This window comes from Chromatiaceae bacterium (genome assembly GCA_024235395.1).
Classification (GTDB): Bacteria; Pseudomonadota; Gammaproteobacteria; order Chromatiales; family Chromatiaceae; genus Thiosocius.
On record JACKMK010000001.1, the window covers coordinates 26,617 to 39,957 of the forward strand.

Sequence of the window (13,341 nt, forward strand, 5' to 3'; positions counted from 1 at the left end):
ACCAAGCGTCACCGGCCGTCATCGAGCAGAGACCCACAGATGAAGCCCTTGGCCACGATCCTATTGACGTTACTGGCATCGTTTGCGGCCGCAGCCACCCCCGGGATCACGCCGATTGCGATGCGCGAAGCCTCCGCGGCCACCTACTACATACAGGCCGAGATTCCAGGTGTGGAACCATTCGAACTGATGGTCGACACGGGTTCAGGTCTGATGACGATCAACGAGCAGACCCTCGCCCACCTGCAGCGCCTCGACAGCGTGCGCTACGTGAAGCAGCTCGAGGGCATCCTCGCCGACGGCCGCCGCATGGTCGTGCCGGTCTATCGCATTGTGCAGATCAATATCGGCGGGGATTGTGCGCTGTACGACATCGATGCCGCAGTGTTTCCGGGACAGACGCGACAGATCCTCGGACTCAGTGCACTGCGCAAGGCCGCGCCCTTCACCTTTTCGATCGACCCTCCGCAGTTGATGCTCAGCGGATGCGAGGCACCTGCGCCGGCATTGCCGCGTGCTTCGATCCAGGCACGGCCGGACATCGTCGCGTCCGAGTAGCTCCCGAAGGTCATCCGCCTGCGGCATCACCCGGGCGGTTCGATGCGGTGAGGTGAGCCTTGCCTACCGACTTCAACGGCTCTCCGTCTCCACGACCAGGCGTGGCATAGGCCCGTCGACAGCGTGGATCCCGGTGGCCAGCGAAGCGCTCTCGCGCGCCAGCACGGCGTGCAACCACGCGGTCTCGTCGGCATCTGCCAGTTGCAGGCGCAGACGGCATCGGCGAACCGGTACCAGGTCGAAGCGCAGCAGGCGACCGCTGAGGCTGTCCAGCGTCGGGAAGTACAGCAGACCGAGGTCCGGACGGTAGGCCTCGTAACCGCGAATGCCTTCGTAGTCGTTCAACAGATCGCCGCAGCCGTAGATGATCGGTCGTCCGCGATACACCTCGATGCCTTTGACGTGATGCGCCGAGTGGCCATGCAGTACATCGACCGCGGCGGCGTCGATCAGCGCGTGTGCGAAACGCCGCTGTGCCTCATCGATCGCGTAGCCCCAGTTGCCGCCCCAATGGAGCGACAACACGACCAGGTCTCCGGCGCGCCGATACCCGGCCGCCCGCCGGGCGATCGACGCCACCGTCGCCGGCGACAGATCCGGCAGCAGGGCGATGCCCGGTCGCCCGTCGCCGGCGTTCCAGGCACGCGGCGCCCCACTGTCGGCGAGCGCAAACGCGAACACCAGCACCCGGCGTCCCCCGGCCAGCGGGATCACCGCCGGCGCCTGCGCCGTCGCGCGATCGGGCCCGGCGCCCGCCGTCGCGATCCCGGCCGCGCGCAGCGTGTCGAGCGTCGACCCCAGGCCCGGTACGTCCCAGTCGAGGACGTGATTGTTCGCCAGCACACAGCAGTCGAGTTGCGCGACACGCAGCAGGCCGATATTGCCCGGGTGCATCCGGTAATTGATGCCTTTTGGTAAATATCGATCGTAAGTTGTTATTGCGGTCTCGAGATTTACGATCCGCACTTCGGGTCGCATCGCAGCCAGTACAGCCAGCGCATCGCCCCAGACATACTCGAAGGTTACCGGGCTGGGAATGGGACCGTTGCGCCGCTCGGCGAGCGCGATGTAGTCGCGCGCATCGTGCAGATAGGGTTCGTGAATCTCAGGTGGATTGCTGAACGGCAGGATCTGGTCGATCGCCCGCCCGGACATCAGGTCACCGCCGAGAAACAGCCTCACCGCGGATGCCGTCGCTGGCGGCGGCTCGCCGACGACCGCGTGCGCGAATCCCAGGCCCGTCAGCCAGGCCAGAAAATCCCTTCGTCCGAGCTTCGTCATTCGCCTGCACCGTCATCGATACCGATCGAAGCACTATTTATTTTAAAACCGGCTGTTATAGCTTTTTGTTCAAGTTGAATATTGAATCAAAAACCCTGCCGCTGCCCGCCCGTATCCAGGACCAGGATGGCGCGGAAGTCGTTGACGTTGGTCAGGGTCGGCCCGGTGAGCACGGCATCACCCAGGGCCTCGAAAAAACCGTGGCCGTCGTTGTTGGCCAACGCCGTGGCCGGATTGATCCCCTGCGCCCATGCGCGGGCCAGCGTCGACGGGTCTGCCATGGCGCCGGCAATCTCCTCGACCCCGTCGACACCATCGGTGTCACCGGCCACTGCGTAGACACCCGCCTGCCCGCGCAGCGCAATCGCGAGCGACAACAGGAACTCGACATTGCGTCCGCCGCGTCCATCGCCACGCAGCGTCACCGTGGTCTCGCCGCCCGACATCAGCACGCACGGCGGCTCGAAGGGCATCCGGTGGCGAGCGACCTGCAGCGCGATGCCGGCCATCACCTTGCCGACATCACGGGCCTCGCCCTCGAGGCTGTCACCCAGGATGTGCGCGCGCACGCCCGCCTGTTCGGCGATGGCCGCGGCCGCCTCGAGCGCCAGCTGCGGGGTCGCGATCAAGTGGGTCTCGACCCCGGCGAGGCGTGGATCGTCGGGTTTCAGCGTCTCGCCCGCGCCGCTCTCGAGGATCTGGCGTGCGACACCCGGCAACGCGATGCGGTAGCGGTCGACGATCGCCAGCGCGTCGGCGCAACTCGACGGGTCGCCGACGGTCGGCCCTGACGCGATGTCGACCGGATCGTCACCCGGTACGTCCGAGATCAACAGATTGACGAGCTTCGCCGGATGGCAGGCCGCCGCCAGTCTGCCGCCCTTGATGGCGGACAGATGACGGCGCACGCAGTTCATCTCCGAGATCGAGGCGCCGCTGGCGAGCAACGCGCGGTTCACCGCCTGCTTGTCGGCCAGCGAAAGCCCCGGCAGCGGCAGCGGCAGCAACGCCGAGCCCCCACCAGAGATCAGGCACAACACCAGATCGTCGGCGCCGAGCCCCCCGACCCGATCGAGCATGCGCCGCGCGGCGTCCAGGCCCGCCTGGTCGGGGACCGGATGTGCGGCCTCGACGATCTCGACCTGGTCGCACGGGACCGCATAACCGTAGCGGGTGACGACCAGGCCCTCGAGCGGGCCATCCCAGTGGCGTTCCAGCGCCCGCGCCATCGCCGCGGAGGCCTTGCCGGCACCGATCACGACGACCCTTCCGGCCGGTCGCGGTGGTAGGTGATCGGCGATGCAGATATCCGCCTGCGCAGAGGCGATCGCGGCATCGAACATGCGCCGCAACAGCGTCTCCGGTGCCGTGTCCATCATGCCGCGGTCCGTCAGCCGATCTCGAAGTTCGCCAGTTGTTCGAGCGCACGCACCATGGCCGAGTGATCCCATCCGGCACCGCCATGCGCCGAGCAGGCGTTGAACAGCTCCTGTGCGGTCGCGGTGTTCGGCAATGCCACGCCGAGCTCGCGTGCATTGCTCAGCGCGAGGTTGAGGTCCTTCTGGTGCAGCTCGATGCGGAAACCGGGGTCGAAGGTGCGCTTGATCATGCGCTCACCGTGCACCTCGAGAATCTTCGAGGACGCGAACCCGCCCATCAATGCCTCGCGCACCCTGGCGGGATCGGCGCCGGCCTTGGCGGCGAACAACAAGGCCTCGCTGACCGCCTCGATGTTGAGCGCGACGATGATCTGGTTCGCGACCTTGGCCGTCTGGCCATCGCCGTTGCCGCCGACCAGGGTGATGTTCTTGCCCATCAGCTCGAACAGCGGTCGGACCCTGTCGAAGGTGGCCTGGGCACCACCGACCATGATCGACAGCGCCGCGTTCTTCGCCCCGACCTGCCCACCCGAGACCGGTGCATCCAGGTACTCGCAGCCGAGCTCGTTGATGCGGCCGGCGAACGCCTTGGTCGCCATCGGTGAGATCGAACTCATATCGACCACGACCTTGCCGGGGGACAGGCCGGCGGCGACACCGTCGTCGCCGAACAATGCCGCTTCGACGTGCGGCGTGTCAGGCACCATCAGAAAAATGATGTCGGCATTCTCCGCGACCGCCTTGGCGCTGCCCACCGCGTGGCCGCCGGCCTCGGTCAGTTCCGACGCGACACCGGAGCGACTGTGCAGATAGACGGCATGACCGGCAGCAATCAGATGGCCGGCCATCGGGACACCCATGATGCCCAGCCCGATGAAACCCAGTTTGCTCACTCTTCTCTCCCGTTTTGTATATTGCTGTTGCGCTCGCGCGACGCAGAAGGGCCCGGCGTCGAGGACGACTCAGTAGCTGCTGCCGGCCTTGCCGTGCGCGCCTTGGCGCATCGCGCCGAGCACCTGTTGCGCTCCTGCCGCCATCAGCCGAGCATCCGAAGCAACTGTCACGAATTGAAAGCCTTTCTGGATCCGCTGTAGCGCATATTCGGGCGTGCCGTTGTGAATGCCCGCGACCACACCACGCTCTCGGCATTTGGCCAGAATATAATCGATCGCTTCGGCAACCGGAGGATCAACGGCATCGAACGTGGGGGTACAGCCCAATGCCAAGGATAGATCGGATGGCCCGATATAGATCGCCTCGATGCCGTCAACGCGCAAAATCTCTTCGAGATTGTCCAGTCCTTCGCGTGTCTCGATCATCGCAAATGCCACGATGGTATCGTTGGCATGGCTTGGATAATCCTGTCCGGCGTACAAGAACGCCCGTATCGGTCCGAAACTGCGTGTGCCCCGGGGCGGATAGTGGGTTGCAGCAACCAATCGCTCGGCATCCTGCACGGAGTTGATCATCGGACAGATGACGCCGTAGGCACCCGCATCGAGCACCTTCATCAAGATACCCGGATCCAGCCAGGGCACACGCACCAGCGGTACGGTTTCGGTGGTCGATATCGCCGTAAGCATATTCACCGCAGCCTGGTAGTCGACCACGCCATGCTGCAGATCGATGGTCAGTGAATCCCAGCCTTGATGGGCCATGGTTTCCGCCGAAAACGCGCTCGGGATCGCCAGCCAGCCATTGACTGCGGCACCACCCTGAGCCCAGATCGTACGCAGCCGATTTGCTCGAATCATGTTCCTGCGTTCTCCTGAAGAAACGACTCAACGCACCATGCAGGGACGCTTGTTGTCAAAAGTCCAGCCCGGTACCAGGTACTGCATCGCCACCGCGTCGTCACGCGCCCCCAGTCCGTGCCGCTTGTACAACGCATGTGCCTGTTCGATGCGCTGCATGTCGATGTCGATGCCCAGGCCCGGGCGATCCGGCACCTTGATCGCGCCACGCCGAATCTGTAGCGGTTCGCGCGTCAGGCGTTGTCCATCCTGCCATATCCAGTGTGTATCGATCGCGGTGATGATGCCCGGGGCGGACGCGGCAACCTGGGTGAACATCGCAAGCGAGATGTCGAAATGGTTGTTGGAATGGGACCCCCATGTGAGGCCCCAGGCATCGCACAGCTGGGCCACCCGCACGGATCCCTGCATGGTCCAGAAATGCGGATCGGCGAGCGGTATATCGACCGCCTGCAACATGATCGTGTGGCCAAGCTCGCGCCAGTCGGTGGCGATCATGTTGGTCGCGGTGGGCAGGCCGGTCGCGCGGCGAAACTCGGCCAGCACCTCGCGCCCCGAAAAACCCTGCTCCGCGCCGCATGGATCCTCGGCATAGGCCAGGACCTCGTGCTGACCACGGCACAGCCGAACCGCTTCCTCCAGCGACCAGGCGCCGTTGGGATCGAGTGTGATGCGCGCCTGCGGGAAGCGTCGGGCCAACGCCGCCACGGCCTCGATCTCGCGCTCGCCAGGCAACACCCCACCCTTCAGCTTGAAATCGTCAAACCCGTAGTGATCATGTGCTGCCTCGGCCAGGCGCACGATACTGTCCGCGTCCATCGCCGTTTCATGGCGCAGGCGGAACCACTCCACACCGGCCGAGGGCTCGTCGCGATAGGCCAGGTCGGTCTTCTCACGATTGCCGATGTAGAACAGGTAGCCGAGCATCTTGACGCTGTCGCGCTGCTGGCCATCGCCGAGCAGCGCCGCGACCGGTACGCCGAGCGCCTGCCCGAGCAGGTCGAGCAGCGCTGCCTCGACCGCCGTGACCGCGTGGATCGCGACCCGCAGGTCGAACGTCTGCAGGCCACGCCCGCCCGCGTCACGCTCGGCGAAGCGTGTGCGGATCGCGTTGAGCACGCTATTGTAGGCGCCCACGGACTGACCGAGGATCAGTGGCTTCGCATCGACGAGTGTTTCCCGGATTTTCTCGCCACCCGGCACCTCACCGACACCGGTATGTCCGGCGTTGTCTTTGAGTATGACCAGGTTGCGGGTGAAATAAGGGCCGTGCGCGCCGCTCAGGTTCAACAGCATGCTGTCGTGACCGGCGACCGGAACGACCAGCATTTCGGTCACCACCGGGGCCGTCGCGATCACTGCAGCATCGGCATCAGGATGTGTTGCGGATTCCAAGGATCTGTCCTCCCTCTTGGTGAGCCGGTGTCCCCCGTGGTGGCCATGGAATGGACGCTCGACATGCCGAAAATGTTAGCGCTGTCATTCGAATTGTCAAGCCAGGCGAAAAAGGTCGCTGGTTCGCCGCTGCCGTCTGCGATCCGCGGGGTATGCTCTGTTGCTTAAGGACGATTGCCGTGTTGGACGACCATCTGCCAGCCCTGGCTACCCACCCTCAAAGGCCTCGACAAGGTTGCCTTAGCCGCATTAACTGTTAGCCTTAGCATTCAGTCGTACATCGTTCGGGGCGGGCACGGATTTGTCACAGGCAGACACTAAGCAAGGCCGGAAACCGGCGACCAGGAAGGCCTCCCGGTCGTCGCCACGTGCCGGTGGCGATAGCGTCACACTGGAAGATGTGGCGCGACTGGCCGGCGTATCCACGATCACGGTATCGCGGGCGCTGAACCATCCGGACAAGGTGGCGGCGAACACGCTGGGCAAGGTCAACCGTGCGATCAACCAGACCGGCTATGTCCCCAACCTGCTGGCCGGCGGCCTGGCTTCCCGGCGCACGCGCTTGATCACCGCGATCGTCCCTTCGCTCGCCAACCTCGTGTACGCGGAGACCATCCAGTACTTCAGCGCACCGCTGAACGCGGCCGGCTACCAGGTCCTGTTGGGCGAATCAGGCTACCCAGAGCAGAGTGAACAGAAACTGGTCTCGACGGTCCTCAGCCGCCGCCCCGACGGCATCCTGCTGACCGGCGTCAATCACACCCCGGATTGCCGCCGGTTGTTGTTGGCCGCGAATATCCCGCTGGTTGAAACCTGGGACCTGACACCCACGCCGCTCGACGTGGTGGTCGGTTTCTCGCACGAGCGCCTCGGCAGTGCGGTCGCGGACTTCATCGCCGCCAGAGGTTATCGGCGGGTCGGCACCGTGTCGGCCGACGATCGCCGCGCGGGTATCCGCGAGAACGCCTTGTTTGCGCGTCTCGCCGAACACGGCATCAAGGATACCCATCCGGGCCAGGTCCCGGTCCCGAGCGACCTGCGGCGTGGCCGCACCGGACTGGCCCGACTGCTCGACGCCGGCTTCGGCAACGGCATCGTCTGTTGCAGCTCCGACACGCTGGCGCACGGCGTACTGATCGAGGCGCAGGCGCGTGGTATCCGCGTACCCCAGGATCTGGCCATCATCGGTTTCGGCGACCAGAGCTTTGCCGCCGACACCTTCCCCGCGCTGTCGACGGTACGCATCGACCGGCCCCGCATGGGCCGCCTGGCGGCGGATGCCTTGTTGGCCCGCATCGACGACACCCCGCTCGAACACCACGTCATCGACGTCGGCTTCGAGATCGTGGAACGGGGCACCACCTGACGCGCCCGCACAGGTTGTCAGCGCTGAGTGTTCTCGCTATCAGTCGACGTCCATGCCTGCCAAGCCAAGGGTTCGCTTTCGGCAAGGCTCCACGGCACTGTTCGAGGACCGGCGCCGAAAGGTGGCGCCACTGCTCTCGTTACGAAAAAATTTTTATCGTACTGTTTTTTAATATGTTTAAGCTGTCCAGATCGACGTCGCGCTCCCTCTGAGTGACCCCGCCCGGGAGACCGCTCGGATTTCACAAGTCTCCGTTGACAGCACCTGAATAGCCTGCTAGCTTTGGAATGACAGCGCTATCATTTTAGCGACTCAGAACAGACAAAGCGCGGCTGTCGGGACACCGCACCCGAGCGCCTGCCCGACAGATTCGACAGACCCGACCGCTCTCCGAGGAGGAACCACCGATGAATAAGACGATGTTGGGCATCGCCCTTGCGACCTGTGGACTGGTTACGATACTGAGCACCGGCAGTGCCCTCGCCGACACCAAGTTCCCGAACAATCTGCGGGTCGTGATCGGCTCGAAGTCGACCGGCGGCGATACCTACCAGGCATCGGCGATCGTCGCCGAGGCCCTGGCGGAAAAACTGGGGATCAACGTGAAGGTTGATGCTGTCGGCGCAACCGCGGCGTTCAACACGCTCAAGCGGGTCTCCAATGGCAGCACCGTGATGATCTTCCACGACCAGGCCTACCTCGGTTATCTGTACGCACAGAAAGGCTACGAGAACCCGTTCACGGAGTACCGCATCGGACCGACGATTGCGATCAACCCGGGCAATGCCTACCTGGTCGCCAAGAGTTCGCCGTACAAGAACGTCGATGACGTGATGCAGGCGTGCGCCGCCGGCAACACCATACGTGTGGCGATCCAACCTGGCGGCGTTTCCGAGATCGGCTACAGCGCGATGAAGAACGCGATCCGCATCCAGTACCCGGGTAAGGAAGATTGTCTGGTCGCGGTCAATCGCGGCTCGCAGTCAGACAAGAACCAGGCGATGTTTGACGGTCTGGCCGATGTCATCAACGGCTCAGTGCAGGCCAACGAGCAGTACACGCGCCTGCGCGCGGAAGACCAGAAGGCGATGCGCTTCGTATGGCTGACCGCCCGGCAGAAGACCATCGAACAGGCCAATCCCGAGGGCATGGGCGAGACCAGCCGCGACGAACTGCTCAAATACGTCGACCCGAACGTCAACGTGACCCAGGACGGCGAAAAGAATTTCGCCTTTGACAAGGAGTTCTTCTTCCTCTTCAACAAGGACATGGATCCGGAGCTGGTCGCCGAACTGGACAAGGCGCTGACCGAGATCTTTGCCGCGGGCAAGATCCAGGAGACACAAAAGAAGTCGTTCTTCATTCCCGACTTTCTGCCTTCGAGCGAGGCCGAGGCCTACCTGAAGGACAAGATGGCGCAATATGAAGTGATCATCAAAGCCCTGCATCCGTAAACAAACGACCTTTTGGCGCCCCTGCCGGCAATGGGGCGCCAGGTTGTCGAGCGTTGCCGCCGTGACGCGGGACCTTCGACGCGGAAACAGCGTCTTGCACCCTGAACCGGTGCTGGAGAGTGGCGATGGAAACCCCCGATATGCTGCAGGTGTCAATCGTTTTCGAGCAGTCACACCTGTTTTTTCCACGCATAATCCATTGGCTGCTGCTGATCATGCTGGTACTGATCGTGGTATTCCAGGGGATCCCCTATCTGCGTGCCGTGCGCGCCGGCCGGAAAAACCTGCCATTCGTTTCCGGCCCGTTCGACGCCCCGCGCTTCTTTGGCACGATCGTGCTGACCATCGGCTACTTCCTGGTGATGGATTACGTCGGCGCGTTCTTTCCGAACACCGGCCTCGGTTTCCTCTTGATGTCGATCCCTTACATGTTTGCGCTTTCGTGGCTTTACCTCCACCAGCGTGACAAAGGGCACCTGTTGCGTATCGCCGTCAATGCGGTGATCGCACCAGCCGTTTCCTGGTACGTGCTCGCCAAACTGTTCAACATTACCCTGCCCTGAGGAGCGACGAACGTGGAATTCCTTTCGGCACTCGACCCGATGTTCTTTCTGCTGATAATGCTCGGCACCTTGATTGGCATCTTATTCGGGGCCATCCCGGGCATGACCGCCACGATGGCGGTTGCCGTTTGCCTGCCTTTGACCTATGCACTGGACCTGAACCATGGCCTGGCGCTGTTGCTCGGGCTGTATGTGGGTGGCATATCCGGCGGCCTGGTTCCCGCGATACTCATCAATATCCCCGGCACACCATCGTCGATAACCACGACGTTCGACGGCTATCCGATGACGCTGAAAGGCGAAGGTGAGCGTGCATTAAAAATCGGCATCGTATCTTCGCTGTTCGGCGGCCTGGTCAGCGCCGCGGTACTGTTTTACTTCGCACCGGTTCTCGCCGACTTCGCGATCAAGTTTTCGTACGTCGAAAAGTTCCTGATCATCTTTCTCGCGCTGACCGTGATCGCGTCGCTGTCACACAACATGATGATGGGCCTGTTCAGCGGCGTGCTTGGTGTCTGGCTCGCGCTCATCGGCACTTACGATGTCTCTGTCGGTGGCAATGGCGACACCCGCCTGATGTTCGACTTCATGGAGCCTTACCTGGCCGAGGGCTTTTCGCTGCTGCCTGTTCTGATCGGACTGTTTGGCGTCACGACGATTCTCGAAGAGGCGGAAAAGGGCATTCACGAAAACACCAAGGATATGAAACTGACGCTGCAGAAAGGCTCCAAGTTTTCGTTCAGCGTGTTCCGCCACCAGAAGATCAACCTGGTCCGCTCAAGCATCATTGGCACTTTCATCGGTCTGCTACCGGGCGTAGGCGGCAGTGCGGCATCAGTCCTCTCCTACACCCAACAGAAGAACTTCTCGCGACATCCGGAGAGAATGGGCACCGGCGAACCGGAAGGCGTTGTCGCCTCCGAGGCAGCCAACAATGGACTGACCGGGGGTGCTTTGATTCCATTGTTGTCGCTCGGCATCCCCGGCGACAGCACCACGGCCGTACTCATCGGTGCGTTCACCCTTCAGGGTGTGCAGGTAGGGCCGTTGTTCATCGGCGAGAATCCGGCGACATGGGACACGATGATGGTCGCACTCGTGTTCGCCAACCTCGTAATGTTTGCGCTGATGTTTTTCGCAATCAAATACATCGCGCGTGTCGTCATGGTGCCAAAGTACATCCTGTACCCAATCATCATGATGATGTGCGTCGTCGGTGCCTATGCCATCAATTACGGTGTGATGTTCGACGTATGGACGCTGTTGCTGTTCGGTATCGGCGGCTACTTGGCGACCAAGGTCGGGATCGAAGTGGCCCCGCTCGTGATTGGATTCATCCTCGGCGGTCAGGCGGAAGTCTACTTTGTGAAGTCCCTCGAATCCTTCGGCACACTGTCGATCTTCTTCACCAAGAGCCCGATTGCCGTCGTGCTTTGGGTACTGATCTTCATCTCGATCGGCTTTTCCGTATACCAGGCGATCAAAGCGGCGCGTGTGCGACGCTCGCGCAATGGTGATCCATCGTGACCGCACCATGACCCTTATCCTGGCAGGCTCGTCGCGTCGCGGGGGAACCGGATGAAAGGCGCCAAGATCCGTATCCAATGGCCGACTGGCTGTATCACGGCCAGCCTGCGAGATACGCCAACTGTACGAACGCTGCTGCCTGCTCTGCCGATGCACTGTCAGGCCAACACCTGGGGCGACGAAGTGTATTTCAGCGTGCCCTTCTCCGCCCAGGCCGAGCCCGATGCCGCGGTCGTCGTCGATAGGGGTTCCGTATGCTTCTGGCTCGAAGGCGACGCGCTCGCGCTACTGTTCGGCCCGACGCCGGTCTCGACTGGCGACGAGTGCCGCTTGATCAGTGCGGCGAACATCGTAGGCCGAATCGATGGTGACCCTGAGGTACTCCGTACCGTCGTCGCAGGCGACCCGATAATCGTCGAACGCGCCTGAGGTCACATGCCTTACCGCCAAACCCCCATGGAGACTGCTCGATGACTTCAGTGACCGCACTCTCGATCAAGGTCGATGAGCGTGACAACGTCGCGATCATCGTGAACGGCGACGGTGCGCGCGCCGGAAGCCGGTTGACCGATGGGACGGAACTGCTGCACGACGTACCGCAGGGTCACAAGGTTGCTCTGCAATACATCGCACGCGGACAGGCGATCGTGCGCTACGGAGAGACCATCGGATTTGCACTGGATGACATCGCCCGTGGCAGTTGGATCGATGAGAACATGCTGCGCCTCCCAGAAGCACCGGCACTCGCATCACTCCCGCTCTCGACGCGTCGCACCGTGCGCTCGGATCCACTGGAGGGCTATACCTTCGAAGGGTATCGAAATCCGGACGGCAGTGTCGGCACGAAGAACGTACTGGCCATCTCCACCAGCGTGCAGTGCGTTGCCGGAGTCGCCGAGCATGTCGTCAGCCGCATCAAGTGTGAACTGTTGCCCCACTATTCGAATGTCGACGACGTCGTCGCATTGACCCACAGTTACGGATGTGGCGTCGCCATCAATGCACCGGCGGCCGTCGTGCCGATTCGTACCCTGCAGAACCTCGTGCGCAATCCCAACTTCGGCGGCGAAGTCATGGTGGTCGGCCTCGGCTGCGAGAAATTGCAGCCGCAGCGACTGGTTCCACCGCCCATCCCGCCGGGTCAGACCGGCGACGCGACCGCGGCCGCCGCAGTGCTATCCCTCCAGGACGCGGCCTTCGTCGGGTTTGGCGCTATGGTCGACGGCATCATGCAGGCGGCCGCGCGCCACCTTGCGAAGCTCGACCAGCGACGGCGCGAAACCTGCCCGGCAGCCGACTTGGTGGTGGGTGTGCAGTGTGGTGGCAGTGATGCGTTCTCGGGTTTGACGGCCAACCCGGCGGTGGGGTTTGCAGCAGACCTTGTCGTGCGTGCGGGCGGCAGTGTGATGTTCTCGGAGGTCACCGAGGTGCGCGACGCAATTCATCTGCTCGCTCCGCGAACAATCGACGAGGAGACCAGCCGGGCCCTGTTACGCGAAATGGCGTGGTACGACGCCTACCTGAGCCGCGGCGAAGCCGACCGCAGCGCCAACACCACCCCCGGCAACAAACGTGGTGGACTGGCGAACATCGTCGAGAAGGCGATGGGCTCGATCGTCAAATCGGGCACAAGCCCAATCGTCGACGTGATCGGACCGGGAGAACGGTTGCGGCGCAAGGGCCTCACGTTCGCGGCCACGCCAGCGAGTGACTTCATCTGCGGCACTCTGCAGCTTGCAGCCGGCATGAACCTGCATGTATTCACGACCGGCCGCGGCACCCCGTATGGCCTGGCGGAAGTGCCGGTCATTAAGGTCGCGACCAACCGTCGCCTCAGTCGCCAGTGGCCCGACCTGATTGATCTGGACGCCGGACGCATCGCCACCGGTGAGGCCAGCATCGCCGACGTCGGTTGGGAGTTGTTTCATCTGATGCTCGACGTGGCAAGTGGCCGTCAGACGGTCGCAGCCGACCGCCTCGGTCTGCACAACGACCTGGTATTGTTCAATCCGGCACCGGTAACCTGAACTTCCACATGCCCAGGGCTGCTGCCGGGCGGTGTCG

At 62.9% G+C, this 13,341-nt stretch carries 12 protein-coding genes; 7 read left to right on the forward strand and 5 right to left on the reverse strand.

All coding sequences use genetic code 11. The annotated features are described in order from the left end of the window. Positions 1–39 precede the first annotated feature (39 nt). A complete protein-coding gene (locus tag H6955_00155; protein MCP5311931.1) occupies positions 40–558 on the forward strand; it encodes a retroviral-like aspartic protease family protein in 519 nt (172 codons plus the stop codon). A gap of 72 nt (positions 559–630) precedes the next feature. Here H6955_00155 and H6955_00160 read toward each other — a convergent pair whose 3' ends face one another. The 5 genes from H6955_00160 to gudD all read right to left on the reverse strand — a co-directional run bounded on the left by H6955_00160 (position 631) and on the right by gudD (position 6,301). After that, positions 631–1,740 (reverse strand): CapA family protein, encoded by a 1,110-nt coding sequence (locus H6955_00160; GenBank protein ID MCP5311932.1) that lies wholly within the window; start codon positions 1,738–1,740, stop codon positions 631–633. A gap of 185 nt (positions 1,741–1,925) precedes the next feature. Continuing rightward, positions 1,926–3,215 carry a glycerate kinase gene (locus H6955_00165; GenBank protein MCP5311933.1) on the reverse strand — a complete coding sequence of 430 codons (1,290 nt, stop codon included), beginning with the start codon at positions 3,213–3,215 and terminating at the stop codon, positions 1,926–1,928. Between the two features lie 14 nt (positions 3,216–3,229). Further along, complete coding sequence (gene glxR, locus H6955_00170; GenBank protein ID MCP5311934.1) at positions 3,230–4,111, reverse strand: 2-hydroxy-3-oxopropionate reductase; 882 nt, start codon at positions 4,109–4,111, stop codon at positions 3,230–3,232. Between the two features lie 69 nt (positions 4,112–4,180). Continuing rightward, entirely contained in the window at positions 4,181–4,969 is a 789-nt protein-coding gene (locus tag H6955_00175; GenBank protein ID MCP5311935.1) for a 2,4-dihydroxyhept-2-ene-1,7-dioic acid aldolase, read from the reverse strand. A gap of 30 nt (positions 4,970–4,999) precedes the next feature. Next, positions 5,000–6,301, reverse strand: a complete 1,302-nt coding sequence (gene gudD / locus H6955_00180; protein ID MCP5311936.1) for a glucarate dehydratase — start codon at positions 6,299–6,301, stop codon at positions 5,000–5,002. A gap of 457 nt (positions 6,302–6,758) precedes the next feature. Here gudD and H6955_00185 point away from each other — a divergent pair, with 457 nt between their 5' ends. The 6 genes from H6955_00185 (at position 6,759) to garD (ending at position 13,304) form a co-directional block, all read left to right on the forward strand. Next, positions 6,759–7,733 carry a LacI family DNA-binding transcriptional regulator gene (locus H6955_00185; GenBank protein MCP5311937.1) on the forward strand — a complete coding sequence of 325 codons (975 nt, stop codon included), beginning with the start codon at positions 6,759–6,761 and terminating at the stop codon, positions 7,731–7,733. Positions 7,734–8,140: 407 nt separating this feature from the next. Next, positions 8,141–9,187, forward strand: a complete 1,047-nt coding sequence (locus H6955_00190) for an ABC transporter substrate-binding protein (protein ID MCP5311938.1) — start codon at positions 8,141–8,143, stop codon at positions 9,185–9,187. A gap of 125 nt (positions 9,188–9,312) precedes the next feature. After that, positions 9,313–9,750 (forward strand): tripartite tricarboxylate transporter TctB family protein, encoded by a 438-nt coding sequence (locus H6955_00195; GenBank protein ID MCP5311939.1) that lies wholly within the window; start codon positions 9,313–9,315, stop codon positions 9,748–9,750. A gap of 39 nt (positions 9,751–9,789) precedes the next feature. Beyond that, positions 9,790–11,277, forward strand: a complete 1,488-nt coding sequence (locus H6955_00200; GenBank protein MCP5311940.1) for a tripartite tricarboxylate transporter permease — start codon at positions 9,790–9,792, stop codon at positions 11,275–11,277. Positions 11,278–11,328: 51 nt separating this feature from the next. Continuing rightward, positions 11,329–11,706, forward strand: coding sequence for a hypothetical protein (locus tag H6955_00205; GenBank protein MCP5311941.1), 378 nt, complete (start codon positions 11,329–11,331; stop codon positions 11,704–11,706). A 41-nt stretch (positions 11,707–11,747) separates the two neighbouring features. Further along, complete coding sequence (garD, locus tag H6955_00210; GenBank protein MCP5311942.1) at positions 11,748–13,304, forward strand: galactarate dehydratase; 1,557 nt, start codon at positions 11,748–11,750, stop codon at positions 13,302–13,304. Positions 13,305–13,341: the final 37 nt, after the last annotated feature.

Excerpts from the sequence above, each read along its gene's own strand:
- H6955_00165 (MCP5311933.1), bottom strand. The coding sequence starts at position 3,215 with ATGGACACGGCACCGGAGACGCTGTTGCGGCGCATGTTCGATGCCGCG.
- H6955_00155 (MCP5311931.1), top strand. The coding sequence starts at position 40 with ATGAAGCCCTTGGCCACGATCCTATTGACGTTACTGGCATCGTTTGCG.
- H6955_00195 (MCP5311939.1), top strand. The coding sequence starts at position 9,313 with ATGGAAACCCCCGATATGCTGCAGGTGTCAATCGTTTTCGAGCAGTCA.
- gudD (MCP5311936.1), bottom strand. The coding sequence starts at position 6,301 with ATGCTGGTCGTTCCGGTCGCCGGTCACGACAGCATGCTGTTGAACCTG.
- H6955_00190 (MCP5311938.1), top strand. The coding sequence starts at position 8,141 with ATGAATAAGACGATGTTGGGCATCGCCCTTGCGACCTGTGGACTGGTT.
- H6955_00205 (MCP5311941.1), top strand. The coding sequence starts at position 11,329 with ATGAAAGGCGCCAAGATCCGTATCCAATGGCCGACTGGCTGTATCACG.
- garD (MCP5311942.1), top strand. The coding sequence starts at position 11,748 with ATGACTTCAGTGACCGCACTCTCGATCAAGGTCGATGAGCGTGACAAC.
- H6955_00200 (MCP5311940.1), top strand. The coding sequence starts at position 9,790 with ATGTTCTTTCTGCTGATAATGCTCGGCACCTTGATTGGCATCTTATTC.